We start from the raw sequence: 21846 nt of genomic DNA, 5'->3' as shown, positions 1-21846 counted from the left end.
ATATAATCAATAAAACAAGACGTGCAGGTTTGCTAAAAGCCTTATGAGATTTTTGGTGAATCTAGCAATTCAAGAATTCTTTCAAGGTCTTCATTAGAGAAGAATTCGATTTCAATTTTTCCTTTTTTCTTGCTTTGTTTAATCGAAACAGATGTACCAAATCGCTCACGAAGGAAAGATTCTTGTTCTTTGATAAAGATATCTTTTTCCTTTTTTGGCGGTTTAGGTGTTTCACGTGGAACATTTTGATTAATTTCGCTAATCAAGGCTTCTAATTGACGAACATTAAGCTCCTCTGCAATCACTTTTTCAACAACTGCATTTAACTTTTCTTTCTTTTTCAGTCCTAGTAATGTGCGTCCATGTCCCATAGATAATCTTCCTTCAGAAATTAAATCTTGGACATGTTTTGGAAGAGATAGAAGACGAAGGTGATTCGCAATATGCGGTCTGCTTTTTCCTAATCTTTTCGCAAGCTGCTCTTGAGTAATTTTTAAATGATCAAGTAAGGATTGGTAAGCAAAAGCCTCTTCAATTGGTGTTAAATCCTCACGTTGTAAATTTTCAAGTAATGCAATTTCCATCATTTGTTGCTCATTTAACTCACGAACAACAACAGGAACTGTATTAAATTTTGCTTCTTTTGCAGCACGGAAACGTCTTTCGCCGGCCACAATTTCAAATCCTTTAATGGTTTTTCGAACAATAATAGGTTGTAATATCCCATGTGTAAGAATTGACTCTTTTAATTCAGTAATTGCCTCAGGCGCAAATGTTTTTCTTGGTTGATATGGATTCGTACGTAATTGAGTTACTTTAACTTCTTGTACAACCTCTTCATTCCCCACTTCCATCGAGGTGGAAAATAAAGCATTGATACCTTTACCTAACCCTTTAGCCATTCACAATCACTTCCTTTGCAAGATCTAAGTATACTTCAGCACCTCTAGACTTCGGATCGTAGATGATAATTGGTTCCCCATGACTTGGAGCTTCACTTAAACGGATGTTTCTAGGAATAATCGTTTTATATACTTTATCTTGAAAATACTTTTTCACTTCTTCAATGACCTGAATACCTAAATTAGTTCTTGCATCTAACATGGTCAAAAGAACTCCATCAATCATTAATTCTTTATTGAGGTGTTTCTGAACCAGGCGGATTGTATTTAATAGCTGACTAAGTCCTTCAAGTGCGTAATACTCACATTGAACTGGAATGATCACAGTATCTGAAGCTGTTAATGCATTTAATGTTAACAATCCTAATGATGGTGGACAGTCTATAATAATATAGTCATATTGATCTTGCACTTCTTCTAATGCTCTTTTTAGACGAACTTCGCGAGAAATCGTTGGCACTAGTTCAATTTCGGCACCAGCCAATTGGATTGTTGCCGGAATCATATATAAGTTTTCAACTGTCGTTGGAACCGTTACATTTTTTGCCTCAACATCATCAACAAGCACATCATAAATGCACTGATCTATATTTGCCTTTTCTATGCCGCAGCCACTTGTTGCATTCCCTTGAGGGTCAATATCAACAAGTAAAACCCGCTTACCCACATAGGCTAAGCAAGCACTAAGGTTAACAGAAGTAGTTGTTTTACCTACTCCACCCTTTTGGTTAGCAATTGAGATGATTTTCCCCACGATGTCACCTACTTTCTACTATCCTACTATTTTTTCACAAAGTGAGGTCTTTATAATAGTATCACTTTTTCTATTCTATCACGAAAAAATGATATGGTTTATCTTTTTTTGACAAAAAAACAGTCAAAAATGTTTCACGTGAAACATTTCCTATGACAAATAGAATGTATTTTAATCGTTTCCACTGAAAATAGTCTCATAGAACTAAAAAAATTCCTCACCTGTTTAGGCAAGGAAAGAACACAGTCTATTTATTTTTAGGAATTCGGATTGTAAATTGATAAAAGTCGTCGAATTCTTCTTCTTCAGTATTTAAAGAGACACCACTCTCTTCAACCATGGTTAATGATTGACGAATCGTGTTCATCGCAATTCTCATATCACGGCTTACTGCTTTAAATTTTGGCTTTGGTCGCTTCTTCTCCTTTTCTAATTCAAGGATTTTATCGACTCGGTCCTCTGTTTGCTTTACATTCAGCTCTTTTTCAATAATATCATGCATAAGCTTAATTTGCTTTTCTGGATCCTTGAGAGGAATCAAAGCTCTCGCATGCCGCTCTGTAAGCTTCTTCTGCATGAGTACCTGTTGTACTTCTTCAGGCAACTTTAATAAACGCAACTTATTAGCGATTGTTGATTGACCTTTCCCTAATCGTTGAGCTAACGCTTCCTGTGTAAGATTATGTAATTCTATTAATCTAGCATAAGCATACGCTTCTTCAATGGCTGATAGTTCCTCACGTTGCAAGTTCTCGATCAATGCAACGGATGCAGTTTCTGCATCATTGAACTCCTTTATAATGGCTGGAATAGTCTCCCATTCTAGCGTTTGGACGGCTCTCCAACGTCGCTCACCAGCGATGATTTCATACTGATTATCAGCAAATTGTCGAACAACAATTGGTTGAATAATCCCATGAGTACGTATGGTTAATGCTAGTTCTCTAATCTTATCCTCTGCAAAAACAGTTCTTGGTTGATATCGGTTTGGAACAATTTCATTTATCGGAATTTGTCGAACTTCTTCATTCAGGTGTGTTTCTTCTTCATCTTCTATTGAATCTTGTAGTTGTGTTTCTACCACCTGTTCTTGATTCGTTTGTTGTTTGTCATCTTTTTCACCGATGCTAAATAATCGTGAAAATGGATGCCTCATAATTCCACCACCCCTTAGAACTCCCACTAATCAAATGCGCCTTGGCGTATTTGCGCCAGATTTTTAGGCCCACACGCGGTGGGTCATAAAGACATTGCCACAAGATATGGCTCTCTTAGTCTTTAATCTTTCTGCTCGAAAAATTCCCAATGTAAAATCGTGGCATACGCCGGAGGCTTAACTTTATTTAGCCAATGATTGAACGCCTCACGTAAACGTTATACCGTACATACATTCCACACTTAGATAAGTAGAGTATTCTGCTGAATAAAGTTAATAATTCTCTATTTTCTCTCTCATTCCTTCTATTATAACACGGATTCTGCAAAAATCTTACTATCTTTCTACTAATTCATGTTGAAACAAATTTACAATGTAAAAAAAGGTTCACCAATAGATTATTTAATTGGTGAACGATTTGGTGTTCCCGGTTTACGTGGGTATTTTTTTGGTGTTGGTTTTTTCTTATCGATAATCACAATATTTCGGTCACTTTTTTCAATAGGTAATAAAAAGTGATGTACATCTCTTACTTGACCACCTAGTGTAGTGATAGCTTTCTTGCCATCCTCTAGTTCCTCTGCAACAGAAGCTGCTTTCATCGCAATAAATGTCCCATCTACTTTCACAAGAGGCAAGCATAGTTCACTTAACACAGACATTCTAGCAACTGCTCTTGCCATCACAATATCAAAAGTCTCTCTAATATCTTGCTTCTGCCCAAAGGTTTCAGCACGATCGTGATAGAATGTCATATTTTCTAGCTGTAATGCCTTCGAAAGCTCCTCTAGAAACGTTATTCGCTTTTGTAGTGAATCCACTATTGAAATTTTTAGATGCGGAAAGCAAATTTTAAGTGGGATGCTTGGAAATCCAGCACCCGCTCCGACATCACAGATTGAAGCTTCTTTGGAAAAATCAAAATAAAATGCGGCAGAAACAGAATCAAAAAAATGTTTTAAATACACCTCTGGCTTATCTGTAATCGCCGTAAGGTTCATTTTTTCATTCCATTCCACTAACAAGTTGTAATACGTTTCAAACTGATTAAGTTGGGTTGGAGAAAGGGATATCCCCTTCTCTTCCAACATAGTTGTAAATAATGAAGTGTCCATTTCTTTCTCTCCTAGTTAATTTACGCGAGCAATTTTTCCTTGCTCAAGATATACGAGTAAAATGGAAATATCAGCAGGATTTACACCTGAAATCCTTGAAGCTTGAGCAATAGATAGAGGGTGTACTTCCTTTAAATTTGCTCTCGCTTCATTAGCTAAGCCAGAGATTGCATCATAATCAATGTTTTCTGGAATTTTCTTATCTTCCATTCGTTTAAGTTTGTCAACTTGCTGCAAGGATTTTTGAATATACCCTTCATACTTGATTTGAATTTCAATTTGTTCCGCAACATCAGGGTGAATCTCTTGCTCGCTTGGAGCCAATTTGCGTATATGATCATATGTCATTTCTGGACGTTTTAGCAAATCACTTGCTAAAATTCCATCCTTTAGTTCACTTCCACCAACAGAGCGGATTAATTCTTGTACTTCCTCGGTTGGTTTAATTCTAACCCCTTGGAGACGCTCCATCTCTTGTTGAATAGCTGTCTTTTTATTCAGGAACAATTGGAATCGTTCTTCAGGAATTAAGCCAATCTCATGACCTAGCTCCGTCAATCGCAAATCTGCATTGTCATGACGAAGAAGTAAACGATATTCGGCACGAGAAGTTAATAAACGATAAGGCTCAGCAGTGCCTTTTGTTACTAAATCATCAATAAGTACACCAATATAGGCATCTGAACGACTTAAAATAACTTCATCTTTGCCAAGAGCGCGGCGTCCTGCATTAATACCGGCCATGATTCCTTGTGCTGCAGCTTCCTCATATCCAGAGGTTCCATTTATTTGACCCGCTGTATAGAGGTTTTTAATTTTTTTTGTTTCTAGTGTTGGCCATAGTTGTGTAGGTACAATTGCATCGTATTCAATCGCATATCCTGGTCTCATCATTTGTGCATTTTCAAGTCCTGGGACAGATGCGATTAAACGATGTTGAACATCCTCAGGTAAGCTTGTAGATAGTCCCTGTACATAGACTTCCTGAGTATTTCTACCTTCTGGCTCAAGAAAGATTTGATGTCTAGGCTTATCATGGAAACGAACAACTTTATCCTCAATCGAAGGACAATAACGTGGTCCTGTTCCTTTAATCATGCCAGAATACATGGGTGAACGATGCAGGTTAGCATCAATAATCTGATGTGTTTCTTCACTTGTATATGTTAACCAGCATGGAAGCTGATCGGTAATGTATTTAGTCGTTTCATAAGAAAATGCTCTTGGTGTTTCATCACCAGGTTGAATTTCCGTTTTACTATAATCAATCGTATGACTATTCACCCTTGGCGGTGTTCCCGTTTTAAAACGAACTAAATTAAAACCTAACTCCTCAAGATGCTCTGATAACTTAATAGACGGTTGCTGGTTATTTGGGCCACTTGAGTACTTTAATTCACCAAGGATGATTTCACCCCGTAAAAATGTACCTGTTGTAATGACAACTGTATTTGCACGATATTCTGCACCCGTATTGGTAATAACACCTTTACATACGTCATCCTCAACAATTAAACGTTCAACCATCCCTTGAACAAGAGTTAAATTCTGTTCATTTTCTAATGTTTTTTTCATTTCATGCTGATAAGAAAACTTGTCTGCCTGAGCACGTAACGCACGCACTGCAGGACCTTTTCCTGTGTTAAGCATTCTCATCTGAATATGAGTTTTATCGATATTTTTCGCCATTTCTCCGCCCAAGGCATCAATTTCACGGACAACTGTCCCTTTTGCAGGTCCTCCTATAGAGGGATTACATGGCATAAACGCAACCATATCTAGGTTGATTGTTAAAACAAGTGTTTTTGCACCTAATCGCGCTGAAGCTAAGCCTGCTTCACATCCTGCATGCCCAGCACCGATCACGACGACATCGTAATATCCGGCATCATAGCTCAATTTAATTTCCTCCTCTTTAAGGATGTTCAAAAAGTCTGCTGAAAATGACACATCGAATTTCTTCAAACATTGCTCCGAGAAAATGTTGAATAACTAGGTTATGGGCTTGCGTCTACTCGTTTATTCTTGAAGTCAATCCCTCGGCGCAAGGCTGGAAGGATGTTAACTCAAGGAGTTGCCTCGCTCGGCTACTCAAAACTGCGTCGCCTCGAACTCTTTGGTCCTTTTCAACGTCCTTTTGAACTCTAATTTATTTTCTATTTGCCTAAACAAAATTGTGAGAATAGCTGATTAATTAGACTTTCATGAACAGCATCTCCAATAATTTCCCCTAACAGCTCCCAAGTTCTTGTTAAATCAATTTGAACCATATCGATTGGTAGATCCGATTCTGTCCCTGAGATGGCATCCTCAATTGACTTTTTCGCTTGTGTTAGCAAAGCAATATGGCGGGAGTTAGAAACATATGTTAAATCATTTGCTTCAACAGTTCCAGTAAAAAACAATGATGAAATAGCTTTTTCTAAAGCATCTACCCCTTTTTCTTCAAGTAAAGAGGTTGTTACGACTGGTTTGTCTTTAACAAGTTCCTTAACCTTCTCCATATTAATTTTTTGTGGAAGGTCTGTTTTATTGACGATCACTATTGTTTCCATACCTGAAATAGCCTCAAATAAGCGCTCGTCCTCTTCTGTAAGCTCATCTCCATAGTTTAAAACAAGTAATATTAGATCAGCTTTTTTCAATACCTCTCGGGAACGCTCTACTCCAATCCGTTCAACAATATCCTCTGTTTCACGGATTCCAGCTGTATCAACAAGACGTAGTGGAACACCTCGAACATTTACGTATTCCTCAATTACATCACGAGTTGTGCCAGGAATATCGGTAACAATGGCCTTGTTTTCATGAACAAGACTATTTAATAAAGATGACTTCCCTACATTCGGCCTACCTATAATAACAGTAGATAAGCCTTCTCGTAAAATTTTTCCTTGGTTGGAGGTTTCTAATAACTTTATAATTTCATCGCGCACATGTTTCGCTTTTTTCAGCAAGACGTGATGCGTCATTTCCTCAACATCATCATATTCAGGGTAATCGATATTAACTTCAATATGGGCTAATGTTTCAAGTAATTCCTGACGTAATTGGTTAATGAGGGTCGATAATCTCCCTTCCATTTGACCAATTGCAACATTCATTGCGCGGTCAGTCTTCGCTCGGATCAAATCCATGACTGCCTCTGCCTGAGAAAGGTCAATGCGTCCATTTAAGAACGCACGCTTTGTAAACTCTCCTGGCTCAGCTAGTCTCGCTCCATTCGTAAGTACAAGTTGCAAGACCCGATTAACCGATACAAGTCCCCCATGGCAGTTAATTTCAATTACATCCTCTCTTGTGAAAGTCTTTGGTCCCCTCATCAAGGTAAGCATTACTTCCTCAACAACCTGGTTTGTATCTGGATCAACGATATGTCCATAATGAATGGTATGTGAATCGACCTCTTTTAGATTCTTCCCTTTAAATACTCGGTTTGCAATATCAATTGCTTCATCCCCGCTTAATCGAACAATCGCAATTGCTCCTTCTCCCATTGGAGTTGAAATTGCTGCTATTGTATCAAACTCCATTTCTTCACCTTCTTTATATCAACATTCCAAATGCTTCTTTTTAACATGAATTTTTTTACCTGTGAATAACTTTTATCATTCACTTTTTTACTAGTATTACCTATTTATCCACAAGGATAACAAATCCTAGTTTTCCCAAAACAAAAACCATACTCCATTTTATCTTATCCACATGTGAATAACAATAATAGAGAATGCTCTTAAACGCAATAAATTACCTTTATTCGTGTTCTATAACAGGTCACATTTTGAAAAATCCTACTTCCTGTAAAAATGCACAAAAAAACCTAGGCATTCGCCTAGGCTTCTTTTTATATTACTCTACTGGTGAAATCACGATATGTCGATTTGGATCAGATCCACTTGATGATGTCTTAACCTTTTTATGATTTGCAAGAGTTGTGTGAATGACTTTTCTTTCATAAGAAGGCATTGGTTCCAACTTCACATCTTGCTTCGTGCGACTTACTTTATCTGCAAGTCTCTCCGCTAATTGGATCAAGGTTTCTTCACGACGCCCTCGATAGTTTTCAGCATCCACCATAATATTTAAATATTGATCGGAAAATCGATTTGCTACCAATTGTGTCAAATATTGGAGCGAATTTAAAGTTTGTCCCCTTTTTCCGATAAGAACCGCCATTTTTTCACCTGATAGTTGGAATGTAACATTCTTTCCATTCCGCGTAACATCCAATTTTGCTGGTATCCCCATAGTTAGAACGACACTTTCTAAATACTCCTGTGCCTTTTCTACTGGATCCTCTTTTACTGTTACTTTAACAACAGCTGGCTTCGTTCCAAAAATTCCAAATATCCCTTTTTTACCTTCATCGATGATTTGTATATCGGTGCGGTCTCTAGTTGTGTTAAGTTGAGCTAAAGCTGATTCTACTGCTTCATCGACGGTTTGCCCTGTAGCAGTTACTTGTTTCACTTTTTGGCTCCTCCCGCATTTCCAGATTTAGCTGCTCTAATATCTGGACCTTTAATTAAAATCGTTTGAACAATCATAAAGATATTACCTACAACCCAGTATAATGCTAAAGCTGCTGGGAATTGAAATGCAAAGATTACAATCATAATTGGCATTAACCATAGCATCATTGCCATTTGAGGATTGTTTTCCATCCCCATCATTGTAATCTTTTGCTGAATAAATGTGGTCACACCTGCAACTATAGGAAGAATATAATATGGATCCGATTCTCCAAGATCAAACCATAGGAAATTATGCTCAGCAATTTCTCTCGTTCTCATAATCGCATGGTAAAAACCAATTAAAATTGGCATTTGAATCAATAATGGGAAACATCCAGCCAATGGATTGACGCCATGCTTTTGGAATAGCTGCATTGTTTCTTGTTGTAGCTTTTGTTGAGTAGCTTGGTCCTTCGAGCTGTACTTTTCACGAAGTTCTTTAAGCTCAGGTTGTATAGCCTGCATTGCCTTCGAGCTTTTCGTTTGTTTAATCATTAATGGTAACAATGCTAAACGAATTAAAAGAGTTACAATAATAATGGCTAAACCATAGTTTGATTCTCCAAATAGTTCTGCAAAATAAGTAATAAGCCAGGATAACGGGTAAACAAAATATTTATTCCAGAACCCTGTGCTTTCTGCGGTAATCGGTTCACTGACCTGGGTACACCCAGATAGTAGTAGAACTAATCCTATTAGCGCACTTATTAATAATATTCGCCTTTTCAACTACTTTTCCTCCTAGTATTAAATATCTAAAGGTAAATATGTATGCCTTCTATTTTTCAACATATTCATTCTTAGAAAAATCGATCTGTTCCTTTGTATTCTAACATCTTTGTATGAAAATTTCTTTCTTTCCTTTGAAAAAATCTTCTATTTTTGCACTTTTTTTAATACTTTTGCCACCTTCAATACATGAAGAAGGCTTTTCTCCACTTCAGCATAGCTCATCTCAGCAACCGGCTTCCTGGCAATGATCACATAATCCTTGATTTGAACTTGATCTTTGTGTTCAAGAAAGAATTGGCGAATTAATCTTTTAATTCTGTTTCTAGTAACAGCGTTTCCAATTTTTTTGCTCACTGATAAGCCGATGCGAAAATGTTCAAGCTCATCCCGTTCATAAACATAAACGATAAATTGCCGATTAGCCGAAGATTTTCCCGACTTAAACACCGTTTGAAAATCTTGATTTTTTTTTATACGGTATTCTTTTTTCATCTTTTACAACTCCCGTACGACGAAACAACGTTCAATTTCTATGATCTATTCCCTCTGTCTAGTTGTCGTTTCCACTTTCCATAGTATGGGCAATAGAAAAATCGAAATAAACCTTTTTATTGAAAAAAAGACCACTGAGCTTTCAGTGGCCTATGCTGATAATACTTTTCTTCCTTTTTGACGACGACGAGCAAGAACTTTACGTCCGTTTTTTGAGCTCATACGACTACGGAAACCGTGAACTTTGCTGTGCTTACGCTTGCTTGGTTGATATGTTCTTTTCATTTATATGACACCTCCCTGAGGAATTAACTCTCAAATTATACATCAGACAGTCTTACTAATTATATTGAAAACCTATAAAAAATGTCAACCTTATTTGAAATACTATATTTTGGATAGTTTATTTTTCTTCAGAATAAGGGAATTATGATTTTGAGCTGCTACTTGCTAATTTCCTCACTTTTAAAAATCCCTCCCCCTCAAATTCTAATTGGTCTAATTCCATTAGAAATATTACTTCCTCCTTATATAGGTAAAATGTACCTCTTAGACAGAACTTCTGACGCACTAGTCCTAACTTAACCACTGGATGTGATAATTTTGGTCGTCCAAATTTTTCGTTTCTGGGCAAGCCACTTCCACTTTTTCTACTTGTCCAACTTCAACGCCTAGAAATTCGGGAAACTTCACCTCTTCCTGCTGAGGCAAAAAGCGCCTCTTTGTCGAAGCCTCCAGTTTCCTCATTTCTGAGCAAGGCGTTTCAGCTTTTCATTTTGTCCAGCTCCAGCGGCTAGAAACTCGAGAAATTTCATCTCCTCTGGTAGAGGCAAAGAACGCCTCTTTGTCGGAGCTTCGAATTTTCTCGTTTCTTGGCGAGCAGCTTGCTCTTTTCTACTTGTCCAGCTTCAACGCCTAGAAATTCGGGAAACTTCACCTCCTTCTACAGAGGCAAAAAGCGCCTCTTTGTCGAAGCCTCCAGTTTCCTCATTTCTGAGCAAGGCGTTTCAGCTTTTCTAATTGTGGACAACTTTTTTCGACAGTTTTTTTAATCCACAACAATTATCGACAACTTTTACACATCATCTTGTGTTGTGGATAAACATTTTCCACAAGGTATAGATATTGTGGATAAGTTTTCAAAAACCATTGATTATCTAGCAATTATTTGATATTATAGTTTTGTTTTCACTCGTAATAAGTTATTAACAATTTTCTTTTATCCACAGAATGTGGATATCATGTGGACAGATTTTTTCACATTGTGAATAATAACTTGTCCACAGTCAGTGGATTATGTCGAAAAGATGTTTTTCTACTATATTATATAGTTATTCACAAATAGCCAAGTATGTATATTTATAAACTTGTATTCATTTGATTAAAAATAACTGCATAAAGACTTATTTTTATACATTCGATTAATCATAATTAGTAGAAGAAATTTCAGACGTAACATCGTCTAATTACCTTGGTAGGTACAAAATAACTAACAAAGGAGGGAGATTGTTGGAGAATATTGCAGATTTATGGGCAAAAGCGCTCCAAGAGATAGAGAAAAAATTAAGCAAGCCGAGCTTCGAGACATGGCTGAAATCAACAAAAGCCCATGCCCTACAGAACGATACACTTATTATTACTGCTCCCAATGAGTTTGCTAGAGATTGGCTAGAATCTAGATATCTGCATCTAATTGCTGAAACAATATATGATCTAACCGGTGCAGAACTCGGAATCAAATTTATTATTCCTCAAAATCAGCTAGATGAAGAATTCGAATTGAAAACACCTGAGAAAAAGGCTACGAAAAACGATGAACCAGCTGAACACTCTCAAAATATGCTCAATCAAAAATACACATTTGATACATTTGTAATAGGCTCTGGAAATCGCTTTGCACATGCTGCATCCTTAGCAGTTGCAGAAGCACCAGCAAAAGCATATAACCCACTCTTCTTATATGGTGGTGTTGGATTAGGTAAAACTCATTTAATGCATTCCATTGGTCATTATGTTCAAGAGCACAACCCAAATGCAAAGGTTGTCTACTTATCATCTGAGAAATTTACGAATGAGTTCATTAACTCTATAAGGGATAACAAAGCGGTTGAATTTAGAAATAAATACAGAAATGTCGACATCTTACTTATAGATGATATTCAGTTTTTAGCTGGAAAAGAATCAACTCAAGAAGAATTTTTCCATACGTTCAATACCTTGCATGAGGAAAGTAAGCAAATTGTCATTTCTAGTGACAGACCGCCTAAGGAGATTCCTACTTTAGAAGATCGTCTTCGTTCACGCTTTGAATGGGGATTAATTACCGATATTACCCCACCTGACCTTGAAACAAGAATTGCAATTCTACGCAAAAAAGCCAAGGCAGAGGGACTTGATATTCCAAATGAAGTTATGCTATATATCGCGAACCAAATCAACACGAACATTCGTGAGCTTGAAGGTGCGCTTATTCGTATCGTTGCATATTCTTCTTTAATAAATAAAGATATAAATGCAGACCTTGCTGCAGAAGCTTTAAAAGATATCATTCCAAGTTCTAGACCGAAAGTAATTACAATTTTTGAGATTCAAAAGGTTGTTGGGCAGCATTATAGTGTAAAACTTGAGGATTTCAAGGCGAAAAAGCGAACTAAATCCATTGCATTCCCTCGTCAAATTGCGATGTATTTATCAAGGGAATTAACAGATTCCTCACTGCCTAAAATTGGAGAAGAGTTTGGAGGCCGTGACCATACAACAGTCATTCATGCTCATGAAAAAATCACAAAACTATTAAATACAGACACTCAATTACAAAAACAAATAAATGAAATCATTACACAATTAAAGGGCTAATGCACATTAATGGTTTCATCTTTTTAATTTGGACAAGTACTTGTAACGTGAATACTGTGAATAACTTCTTTGTTGTTGCGCACAGTCTGTCCACATGTGGATAGACTGTTTTCATTTGCTTCTTTCCAGTTATCCACATATTCACAGGACCTACTAGTACTTCTACGATTTTTCTTTTAAAAAATAAATATATATAAACTAAAAGTGTATTCACACGAAATCAAAAATAGAACTATCTTTAGGAGGATTTTTGATGAAATTTATTATTCAAAGAGACCATCTTGTTCAAAGTGTACAAGATGTAATGAAAGCTGTATCTTCTCGAACAACCATTCCGATCTTAACAGGGATTAAAATAGTTGCTACAAATGAAGGAGTAACACTTACAGGTAGTGATTCTGATGTCTCGATAGAATCTTTTATTCCTAATGAAGAAGCTGGAGATGAAATTGTTGAAATTAAAGAAACTGGAAGTATTGTTTTACAAGCTCGTTTCTTCAGTGAAATTGTTAAAAAACTTCCTAAGGATACAGTAGAAATCGAGGTTCATTCAAATTTATTAACTATTATTCGTTCCGGAAAAGCGGAATTTAACTTAAACGGACTTGATGCTGAAGAATATCCACAGTTGCCTCAAATTGAAGGAAACCAAGGATTTAAAATTCCTGCTGATTTACTAAAAAACATGATTCGACAAACCGTATTTGCTGTTTCCACTTCTGAAACTCGTCCTATCTTAACAGGTGTAAATTGGAAGGTTGAAAATAACACTCTCAATTGTATTGCTACAGATAGTCATCGTCTTGCAATGAGAACAGCACATATTGAAACAGAAAATGATGGATCCTATAGTGCAGTCATTCCAGGTAAAAGTTTAAATGAATTAAGTAAAATTCTTGATGACACTACAGATTTAGTTGATATTGTCATTACCGAAAACCAAGTTCTTTTTAAAACAAAACATCTTTTATTCTTCTCTCGTTTATTAGATGGCAGCTATCCAGATACGACTAGACTAATCCCTACAGAAAGTAAAACTGAGGTCGTATTAGCGACGAAAGAATTTTTACAATCGATTGATCGTGCCTCTCTACTAGCAAGAGAAGCAAATAATAATGTCGTTAAATTTACAACTTTACCTGATGGAGTGGTCGAAATATCGTCCATATCCCCAGAAATTGGGAAAGTAAATGAAGAAATTCAAAGTAAATCCATTGAAGGTGAAGAATTAAAGATTTCTTTTAGTGCAAAATATATGATGGATGCATTGAAAGCATTGGAAAGTTCTGAAATTCGTATTAGCTTCACAGGCGCAATGAGACCGTTCTATATCAAAGCACTTGATGACGATACAGTCTTTCATTTGATTCTCCCAGTGCGTACTTATTAAGAAAAGAATGAACTACTAGGTCGTAAAAACCTAGTAGTTTTCTTTTCTAGTTGGATTTTCTTTAGTAAAATAAAAAGAAAGAAGGCGAAAAAATGGCGAAAGAAATACAAGTTTCGACAGACTTTATTACATTGGGACAGTTTTTAAAGCTAGCCGATATCATCCAGTCAGGTGGAATGGCAAAATGGTTTCTTGGTGAACATGAAGTCTATGTAAATGGAGAGCTAGAGAATCGCCGCGGTAAAAAGCTAGTAAATAAGGATGTAGTAGACATTCCTGGCTTTGGAACGTTTGTCATATCAAATGCTTAAGCTGCGGGGGATTGCCCTCGCGCTTGTGCGCAAAGGGTGAGTCCATTTGTTCATAGAAGAAATAGAACTGACGAATTATCGTAATTATGAAAAATTATCCATATTATTTGAAGATAAAGTTAATGTTATCTTAGGTGAAAATGCACAGGGCAAGACAAATGTGATGGAATCTATCTATGTTTTAGCGATGGCAAAATCACATCGGACCTCAAATGATAAAGAATTGATTCGCTGGGATGAAGAATATGCTAAAATAGAGGGTAGGGTTCAAAAACGGAACGGCCCCTTATCCTTGCAGCTCGTTATCTCTAAAAAGGGTAAAAAAGCAAAAAGTAATCATTTGGAACAGCAAAAGCTAAGCCAATATGTTGGAAATATGAACGTGGTTATGTTTGCCCCAGAAGATCTAAATCTTGTAAAGGGGAGCCCACAGATAAGAAGACGATTTATTGATATGGAAATTGGGCAAGTATCTGCAGTGTATTTGCATGACCTAAGTCAATATCAAAAAATCCTCCACCAGCGGAACCACTACCTAAAGCAGCTTCAAACAAAGAGACAACATGATCAAACCATGCTTGATGTTTTAACTTCACAATTAATTCAAGCGGCCGTTAAAATTGTTAAAAAACGATTTGAATTCCTTATTTTATTACAAAAGTGGGCTGAGCCTATTCATCATGGAATCAGTAGAGGACTGGAACGGCTTCAAATTGAATATAAACCTTCAATTGAGGTATTAGAAACAGCAGATTTGTCGAAAATGGTAGATGTATATGACGAAAAATTTGCTAAAATAAAAGAGAGGGAAATTGAAAGAGGCGTTACATTAGCGGGGCCACATCGGGATGACCTTGCATTTTTTGTGAATGGAAAGGATGTTCAAACATTCGGATCCCAGGGCCAGCAACGTACGACCGCCCTATCATTAAAGCTTGCAGAAATAGAATTAATTCATTCAGAAATTGGGGAGTACCCGATTTTATTATTAGATGATGTTCTATCGGAACTGGATGATTTTAGACAGTCGCATTTATTAAATACAATTCAAGGCAAGGTACAAACCTTCGTTACAACAACGAGCGTTGAAGGGATCAATCATGAAACGTTAGAGCAGGCTGCGACTTATGAAGTGTCTGCAGGACTCATAAAAAAGCTTAAATGAGGTGATGAGTTTGTTCATACATTTGGGAGACAATGTAATGGTTCGTTCATCAGATGTGATTACGATATTAGATCGCCAGCTTTTAAAATCCTCCTCTATCGTTAATGAATTTTTAGATGTACAAAAAGACAGAGTGGTAGAATTGTCTAATGGGAATACAAAATCAGTCGTAGTTACTGTTGATAAAGTTTATTATTCACCTTTATCCTCTAGTACATTAAAAAAACGATCACAACATGTTTCCGATTTTGAAACAATTTTAGATGAAATATAAACATAATAGTAACTCAAAACTTGTTCTTTTTTCGTTAATATAAAGTGTAGGTGATATTGGTGGCAATGGAAGAAAAAGAATTGCAACAACAAGAATATGATGAGAATCAAATACAGGTATTAGAAGGTTTAGAGGCAGTTAGAAAGCGCCCTGGTATGTATATTGGTTCAACTTCTGGAAAAGGTCTGCACCATTTAGTATGGGAAATTGTCGACAATAGTATTGATGAAGCATTGGCGGGTTATTGTGACGAGATTAATGTCATCATCGAAGAAGATAATAGTATCACTGTAATAGACAACGGACGTGGAATTCCGGTTGGTATCCATGAAAAAATGGGTCGTCCTGCGGTTGAAGTAATCATGACTGTCCTTCATGCAGGAGGAAAATTTGACGGCGGTGGGTACAAGGTTTCAGGTGGTTTACACGGGGTTGGTGCATCAGTTGTTAACGCACTTTCAACAAACCTAGAAGTAGAAGTTCACCGTGATGGCAAGGTTCACCGAATTGAATTTGAACGTGGCCATGTTGCATCTGAACTAAAAGTGATAGGTGAAACGGATCATACTGGTACAATTACGCACTTTAAGCCGGATGGTGAAATCTTTACTGAAACGCTTGAGTATGATTTTGATACACTTGCGACTCGCCTTCGCGAACTCGCCTTCTTAACAAGAGGCGTTAAAATTACGATCGAAGACAAACGGGAAGAGAATAAACGTAAAGAATACCATTACGAAGGTGGAATCAAGTCATACGTCGAGCATCTCAACCGTACAAAAGAAGTAATTCATGAAGAGCCTGTTTTCGTCGAAGGGGAGAAAGAAGGAATTTCAATCGAAATTGCCCTTCAATACAATGATAGCTATACAAGCAATATTTATTCATTCGCAAATAATATCCACACATATGAAGGTGGAACACATGAATCTGGATTTAAAACGGCATTAACACGGATTATCAACGACTATGCTCGTAAAAATAATATATTCAAAGACAATGATGCAAATTTAACCGGAGATGATGTTCGTGAAGGGTTAACCGCAATCATCTCTGTTAAACATCCAGATCCACAATTTGAGGGGCAAACAAAGACAAAACTCGGAAATAGTGAAGCAAGGACAGTAACTGAATCTGTCTTCTCAGAGAAATTTGAGGCTTTTCTATTAGAAAATCCGTCTGTTGCTCGTAAAGTTGTCGAAAAAGGAACAATGGCGGCCAGAGCACGAATGGCTGCGAAAAAGGCACGTGAATTAACAAGAAGGAAAAGTGCACTAGAGGTTTCAAGCTTACCAGGAAAACTTGCTGATTGTTCATCAAAGGACCCTTCCATTAGTGAGCTTTACATTGTTGAGGGTGATTCAGCGGGTGGTTCTGCAAAACAAGGTCGTGATCGTCATTTCCAGGCGATTCTTCCACTTAGAGGAAAGATTCTTAACGTTGAGAAAGCAAGACTTGATCGAATTCTATCCAATAACGAGGTACGTTCAATGATCACTGCATTAGGAACGGGTATTGGAGAAGATTTTGATATCACAAAGGCCCGTTATCATAAAGTCGTCATCATGACAGATGCTGATGTAGACGGTGCACATATTCGGACTTTATTATTAACGTTCTTTTATCGATTTATGCGCAAGATTATCGAACATGGATTTATCTATATAGCACAACCGCCATTATATAAAATCCAACAAGGTAAACGTGTTGAATACGCATATAACGACCGCGAGCTAGAGAAATATTTAGCAGAATTGCCAAGTAATCCAAAACCTGGTATCCAACGATATAAAGGTCTTGGTGAAATGAATCCTGAACAGCTTTGGGAAACCACAATGGACCCTAACAACCGAACAATGCTTCAGGTTACCCTTCAGGATGCAATTGATGCTGACGAAACATTCGAAATGCTAATGGGTGACAAGGTTGAACCTAGACGTAATTTCATTGAAGAGAATGCACAGTACGTGAAAAACTTGGATGTTTAACGATATTTTACAGGATAGTTTTGAAACCTAGCTCTAGGCATTTATCGTCCCGAGTCTTAAGCCCTAATGCTTATGCTTGTTTTCGATAAATGGATGCCTTGCGCTTTTCGTTACTATCCTGTGTTTTAGTTATTTATTTGAATGGGTTAAAATAAGAATCCAAATTTATTTTATACCCCTGATAAAGGGAGGTTTCTTTTTATGTCTGAAAATCAAAACTCGCATATTCACGAGATAAATATTAGCCATGAAATGAGAACATCATTTCTAGATTATGCGATGAGCGTTATTGTGTCACGTGCCCTACCAGATGTTCGTGATGGTCTAAAGCCAGTTCACCGTAGAATTTTGTATGCCATGAACGACTTAGGGATGACATCTGATAAAGCCTATAAGAAATCTGCTCGTATCGTAGGTGAAGTAATAGGTAAATACCACCCACACGGTGACTCTGCAGTTTACGATACGATGGTTCGAATGGCACAGGATTTTAACTTTCGCTATATGCTTGTTGATGGCCATGGAAACTTTGGTTCAGTAGATGGTGATGCGGCTGCAGCGATGCGTTATACGGAAGCACGTATGTCCAAAATATCAATGGAACTTCTGCGTGATATTAATAAGGATACGATTGATTATCAAGATAACTATGATGGTTCAGAAAAAGAACCAGCTGTTCTTCCTGCTCGTTTCCCTAACCTTTTAGTCAATGGTGCAGCGGGAATTGCAGTAGGTATGGCAACGAATGTTCCACCACATCAATTAGGTGAAGTTATTGATGGTGTTCTAGCAGTAAGTAAGGATCCCGAGATAACCATTGCTGAGTTAATGGATATCATACCTGGACCGGACTTCCCTACAGCTGGACATATTCTAGGTAGAAGCGGAATTAGAAAAGCTTATGAAACTGGAAAAGGCTCCATTACCTTACGTGCAAAAGTTGAAATTGAAGAGATGAAGAATGGCAAGGAAGTTATCCTTGTAACAGAACTTCCTTACCAAGTAAATAAAGCTAAATTAATCGAAAAAATTGCAGAATTAGTTCGTGATAAAAAGATTGACGGCATAACAGACCTTCGTGATGAATCAGACCGAAATGGTATGAGAATCGTGATGGAAGTTAGAAGAGATGCAAATGCGAATGTTCTTTTAAATAATTTATATAAACATACTGCATTGCAAACGACTTTTGGAATCAACATGCTAGCACTAGTGAATGGACATCCAAGAGTCCTAAACTTAAAGCAATGCTTACAATATTACTTAGACCATCAAGTTGTTGTAATTAAACGCAGAACAGCATTCGAACTTCGAAAAGCTGAAGCAAGAGCCCATATTTTAGAAGGTTTACGAATTGCGTTGGATCATATTGATGAAATTATTACGTTAATTCGTGGCTCACAAAATACGGATATCGCTCGTGAAGGCTTAATGACAAGATTTAACTTATCTGAAAAACAAGCACAAGCGATCTTAGATATGCGTTTACAACGTTTAACAGGTTTAGAACGTGACAAAATTGAAGCGGAATATCAAGAGCTTGTTGCACTAATTGCAGAATTAAAGGCAATTTTGGCGGATGAGGAAAAAGTTCTAGAAATTATTCGTGAAGAGCTATTAGAAGTGAAAGAACGTTTTAATGATAAAAGACGTACTGAAATTCTAGCAGGCGGGCTTGAAATGATTGAAGATGAAGACTTAATTCCTAGAGAGAATATCATTATTACGCTCACGAACAAAGGATATATTAAGCGTCTTCCAGTTTCAACATACCGTAGTCAAAAGCGTGGAGGCCGAGGCATTCAAGGAATGGGAACAAATGAAGATGACTTCGTCGAACATCTTCTATCAACGTCAACCCATGATACAATCCTATTCTTCACAAATAAGGGAAAGGTCTATCGTTTAAAAGGCTATGAAATTCCTGAATTCAGTAGGACAGCAAAAGGAATCCCAATTATTAACCTACTAGAAATCGATAAAGAAGAATGGATTAATGCCATTATTCCTGTATCTGAACTAGTTGATGATTGGTTCTTGTTCTTTACAACAAGAAAGGGTATTTCAAAACGCACTCCATTATCTTCATTTGCGAATATTCGTAAGGGCGGATTAATAGCTGTTGGCTTGCATGAAGGTGACGAACTTATTTCTGTCCGACTAACCGACGGATCGAAAGACATTATCATTGGTACAAAGGATGGTATGCTCATTCGTTTCCCTGAATCAGACGTAAGATCTATGGGTCGTACGGCTGCAGGTGTTAAAGGTATTAACATTTCTGAAGGTGACGAAGTAGTAGGAATGGAAATACTAGAAGACAATCTAGATGTCTTAATTGTTACTGAACATGGTTATGGAAAGCGTACACCAGCAGGTGAGTACCGCATCCAAAGCCGTGGTGGTAAGGGGCTCAAAACTGTTAATATTACCGAAAAGAACGGTAAAGTAATCGCGGTTAAAGCTGTTACAGAAGAGAATGACCTTATGCTTATCACGGCTGCGGGTGTCTTAATTAGAATGTCAATCAATGATATTTCACAAATTGGCCGTACAACCCAAGGTGTTAAGCTCATTCGTCTAGACGAAAATGAACATGTAGCAACTGTTGCAGTTGTAGAAAAAGAAGAAGTAGAGGAACTTGAAGATGAATCAGTAGAGGCTGTAGAAGAGACAGTCACTGATGAACAACCAAGTAACGAAGAGGAAACTGAATAAACTTTATGAAAAGAGAAATGCTGCAAGTGCAGTATTTCTCTTTTTTTGGTAAAATGGTACCAGTATTCAACGAAAGATGAGGGCGAATTAAAATGCGTGTAAGGACAAGCCAGTTACAAGAAGGATGCATTGTCTCAGATGACATTTTTTCTTTAACAAATACACCGATTATTCCTAAAAACACAGTATTAACAAATGAACATATACAAGTACTTCACGTATTCTTGGTTCAAGATGTACAAGTTGAAGCATTTTTAATCAATGGTGAGCCTTTCACTCCTACTGAAATAGTAGAAGAAGTAGAAGTTGTAAAAAAGGAAAGCTCGATTGCGGAGGATTATCTGAAATCTGTAGGAGAATATAAACAATTGTTTCAAAGCTGGCAAGCGGGGGCTCTCTTGGATATCACTAAAGTACGTCAAATTATACTCCCCCTCTTTAAAAGAATACTAGAACAACCAAAAGAAATATTCTCATTATATAAATATATAACCCGAGATGACTATATGTACCATCATGCTGTCACAGTAGGAGTGCTCTCTGGATATCTGGGAAAAAGGTTGGAATTCAATATTGTTGATTGCTATCATCTAGCCATTGCGGGATTACTTAGTGACTGCGGAATGTCTAAAATTGATCCGAAAATTCTAACAAAGACTACGTCACTTACTTATGGAGAGTATAAAGAGGTAAAAAAACACCCTTTATATAGCTACCGAATCATTGAAAAGATCCCACTTATAAAAGATAGTGTTAAATTAGCAGTTCTCCAACACCATGAACGGATTGATGGAACAGGCTACCTACTCGGGGTTACCGGGGAGAGACTGCATCCATTTGGAAAGATTGTTGCAGTAGCTGATGTGTACTCGGCCATGACCTCAGAAAGACCTTACAGTAACCGCCAGTCTCTTTTTGAAGTCCTTGAAGAGATGAGAAGGGAATCGTTCGGTAAACTAGATTTAAATGTAGTAGAAGCCTTAACAAATAGTGTCGGAATTATATCGATAGGAACAAAAGTAAAACTCTCAAATGGGCAAACTGGAGAAATTGTGTTTATTGATAAATCCCAGCCCACTAGACCCTTACTAAAAATTGAAGAAAATGAATTTTTGGATTTAAAAGTGGTTCGTGAAGTTAATGTAGAGGAAATTATCTAATCACTTCCAAATTCGGAGGTTTTATTTTTGCTGAATAGGAAGTAGAAAAACATTTTTCATTAAATACTTGATTAAAAAGCCTTTTGCATTTATACTAGTAAAAGTCTTATCCCTTCAACATTATTATTTTAAAAAAGTAATTGACTTTAATAATGATAATGTGATATATTAATAAAGTCGCTTCGGGGCGACAAACAAGTTCTTTGAAAACTAAACATAATACAAGCGTCAACGTTTAATTATAAAGTAACAAACTATTGAGCAATCAATACTCTTATTGGAGAGTTTGATCCTGGCTCAGGATGAACGCTGGCGGCGT

The 21846-nt window shown here is 37.0% G+C and carries 19 protein-coding genes; 8 read left to right on the top strand and 11 right to left on the bottom strand.

Translation table 11 applies throughout. The features are described from left to right. Positions 1 to 41 precede the first annotated feature (41 nt). The 11 genes from ACR65M_RS19505 to ACR65M_RS19455 form a co-directional block, all read right to left on the bottom strand. A complete protein-coding gene (locus ACR65M_RS19505; RefSeq protein ID WP_341333447.1) occupies positions 42 to 902 on the bottom strand; it encodes a ParB/RepB/Spo0J family partition protein in 861 nt (286 codons plus the stop codon). Beyond that, a complete protein-coding gene (locus ACR65M_RS19500) occupies positions 895 to 1656 on the bottom strand; it encodes a ParA family protein (protein ID WP_099360704.1) in 762 nt (253 codons plus the stop codon). The genes ACR65M_RS19505 and ACR65M_RS19500 overlap by 8 nt, the downstream gene beginning before the upstream one ends. A gap of 247 nt (positions 1657 to 1903) precedes the next feature. Further along, positions 1904 to 2812, bottom strand: coding sequence for a nucleoid occlusion protein (gene noc, locus ACR65M_RS19495; protein WP_121448204.1), 909 nt, complete (start codon positions 2810 to 2812; stop codon positions 1904 to 1906). Positions 2813 to 3210: 398 nt separating this feature from the next. Continuing rightward, positions 3211 to 3927 carry a 16S rRNA (guanine(527)-N(7))-methyltransferase RsmG gene (rsmG, locus tag ACR65M_RS19490; protein ID WP_440274150.1) on the bottom strand — a complete coding sequence of 239 codons (717 nt, stop codon included), beginning with the start codon at positions 3925 to 3927 and terminating at the stop codon, positions 3211 to 3213. Positions 3928 to 3942: 15 nt separating this feature from the next. Next, on the bottom strand, positions 3943 to 5826 hold the full coding sequence (gene mnmG / locus ACR65M_RS19485; protein ID WP_440274149.1) for a tRNA uridine-5-carboxymethylaminomethyl(34) synthesis enzyme MnmG: 1884 nt from the start codon (positions 5824 to 5826) through the stop codon (positions 3943 to 3945). Positions 5827 to 6083: 257 nt separating this feature from the next. Next, positions 6084 to 7460, bottom strand: coding sequence for a tRNA uridine-5-carboxymethylaminomethyl(34) synthesis GTPase MnmE (gene mnmE, locus ACR65M_RS19480; RefSeq protein WP_440274148.1), 1377 nt, complete (start codon positions 7458 to 7460; stop codon positions 6084 to 6086). Between the two features lie 316 nt (positions 7461 to 7776). After that, the gene (gene jag, locus ACR65M_RS19475; RefSeq protein WP_440274147.1) at positions 7777 to 8397 is read right to left on the bottom strand and encodes an RNA-binding cell elongation regulator Jag/EloR; all 621 of its coding nucleotides are present in this window, start codon (positions 8395 to 8397) and stop codon (positions 7777 to 7779) included. Further along, positions 8394 to 9170, bottom strand: a complete 777-nt coding sequence (spoIIIJ, locus tag ACR65M_RS19470; protein ID WP_440274146.1) for a YidC family membrane integrase SpoIIIJ — start codon at positions 9168 to 9170, stop codon at positions 8394 to 8396. The genes jag and spoIIIJ overlap by 4 nt, the downstream gene beginning before the upstream one ends. Before the next feature lie 147 nt (positions 9171 to 9317). Further along, positions 9318 to 9665, bottom strand: a complete 348-nt coding sequence (rnpA, locus tag ACR65M_RS19465; protein ID WP_099360698.1) for a ribonuclease P protein component — start codon at positions 9663 to 9665, stop codon at positions 9318 to 9320. 150 nt (positions 9666 to 9815) lie between these two features. After that, positions 9816 to 9950: a 50S ribosomal protein L34 gene (rpmH, locus tag ACR65M_RS19460; RefSeq protein ID WP_057997955.1), complete on the bottom strand. Its 135-nt coding sequence runs from the start codon at positions 9948 to 9950 to the stop codon at positions 9816 to 9818. A gap of 291 nt (positions 9951 to 10241) precedes the next feature. Further along, positions 10242 to 10376, bottom strand: coding sequence for a hypothetical protein (locus ACR65M_RS19455; RefSeq protein WP_440274145.1), 135 nt, complete (start codon positions 10374 to 10376; stop codon positions 10242 to 10244). A gap of 798 nt (positions 10377 to 11174) precedes the next feature. On the opposite strand from ACR65M_RS19455, the gene dnaA reads away from it, so the two are divergent. The 8 genes from dnaA (at position 11175) to ACR65M_RS19415 (ending at position 21527) form a co-directional block, all read left to right on the top strand. Next, the gene (dnaA, locus tag ACR65M_RS19450; RefSeq protein ID WP_440274144.1) at positions 11175 to 12521 is read left to right on the top strand and encodes a chromosomal replication initiator protein DnaA; all 1347 of its coding nucleotides are present in this window, start codon (positions 11175 to 11177) and stop codon (positions 12519 to 12521) included. 253 nt (positions 12522 to 12774) lie between these two features. Beyond that, on the top strand, positions 12775 to 13911 hold the full coding sequence (gene dnaN, locus ACR65M_RS19445; protein WP_341329550.1) for a DNA polymerase III subunit beta: 1137 nt from the start codon (positions 12775 to 12777) through the stop codon (positions 13909 to 13911). Positions 13912 to 14003: 92 nt separating this feature from the next. Continuing rightward, positions 14004 to 14222: a S4 domain-containing protein YaaA gene (yaaA, locus tag ACR65M_RS19440; protein WP_341329551.1), complete on the top strand. Its 219-nt coding sequence runs from the start codon at positions 14004 to 14006 to the stop codon at positions 14220 to 14222. Between the two features lie 46 nt (positions 14223 to 14268). Next, complete coding sequence (gene recF, locus ACR65M_RS19435; RefSeq protein WP_121448214.1) at positions 14269 to 15387, top strand: DNA replication/repair protein RecF; 1119 nt, start codon at positions 14269 to 14271, stop codon at positions 15385 to 15387. 10 nt (positions 15388 to 15397) lie between these two features. Continuing rightward, positions 15398 to 15661: an extracellular matrix regulator RemB gene (remB, locus tag ACR65M_RS19430; RefSeq protein ID WP_165918236.1), complete on the top strand. Its 264-nt coding sequence runs from the start codon at positions 15398 to 15400 to the stop codon at positions 15659 to 15661. A 65-nt stretch (positions 15662 to 15726) separates the two neighbouring features. Next, positions 15727 to 17649, top strand: coding sequence for a DNA topoisomerase (ATP-hydrolyzing) subunit B (gene gyrB / locus ACR65M_RS19425; protein ID WP_121448219.1), 1923 nt, complete (start codon positions 15727 to 15729; stop codon positions 17647 to 17649). A 201-nt stretch (positions 17650 to 17850) separates the two neighbouring features. Next, positions 17851 to 20367 (top strand): DNA gyrase subunit A, encoded by a 2517-nt coding sequence (gene gyrA / locus ACR65M_RS19420; RefSeq protein ID WP_341329552.1) that lies wholly within the window; start codon positions 17851 to 17853, stop codon positions 20365 to 20367. Positions 20368 to 20459: 92 nt separating this feature from the next. Then, entirely contained in the window at positions 20460 to 21527 is a 1068-nt protein-coding gene (locus tag ACR65M_RS19415; RefSeq protein ID WP_440274143.1) for an HD-GYP domain-containing protein, read from the top strand. Positions 21528 to 21846: the final 319 nt, after the last annotated feature.

Source organism: Ferdinandcohnia sp. SAFN-114 (genome assembly GCF_059415045.1).
Note: the sequence above shows the minus strand (reverse complement) of the source record. Positions and strands in the feature narration are given on the sequence as shown.

Bases quoted from the DNA above. Each gene is read 5' to 3' on its own strand.
- dnaN (WP_341329550.1), top strand. From the start codon at position 12,775: ATGAAATTTATTATTCAAAGAGACCATCTTGTTCAAAGTGTACAAGAT.
- rpmH (WP_057997955.1), bottom strand. From the start codon at position 9,950: ATGAAAAGAACATATCAACCAAGCAAGCGTAAGCACAGCAAAGTTCAC.
- rnpA (WP_099360698.1), bottom strand. From the start codon at position 9,665: ATGAAAAAAGAATACCGTATAAAAAAAAATCAAGATTTTCAAACGGTG.
- rsmG (WP_440274150.1), bottom strand. From the start codon at position 3,927: ATGGACACTTCATTATTTACAACTATGTTGGAAGAGAAGGGGATATCC.
- gyrB (WP_121448219.1), top strand. From the start codon at position 15,727: ATGGAAGAAAAAGAATTGCAACAACAAGAATATGATGAGAATCAAATA.
- ACR65M_RS19505 (WP_341333447.1), bottom strand. From the start codon at position 902: ATGGCTAAAGGGTTAGGTAAAGGTATCAATGCTTTATTTTCCACCTCG.
- mnmE (WP_440274148.1), bottom strand. From the start codon at position 7,460: ATGGAGTTTGATACAATAGCAGCAATTTCAACTCCAATGGGAGAAGGA.
- yaaA (WP_341329551.1), top strand. From the start codon at position 14,004: ATGGCGAAAGAAATACAAGTTTCGACAGACTTTATTACATTGGGACAG.
- ACR65M_RS19415 (WP_440274143.1), top strand. From the start codon at position 20,460: ATGCGTGTAAGGACAAGCCAGTTACAAGAAGGATGCATTGTCTCAGAT.
- noc (WP_121448204.1), bottom strand. From the start codon at position 2,812: ATGAGGCATCCATTTTCACGATTATTTAGCATCGGTGAAAAAGATGAC.
- gyrA (WP_341329552.1), top strand. From the start codon at position 17,851: ATGTCTGAAAATCAAAACTCGCATATTCACGAGATAAATATTAGCCAT.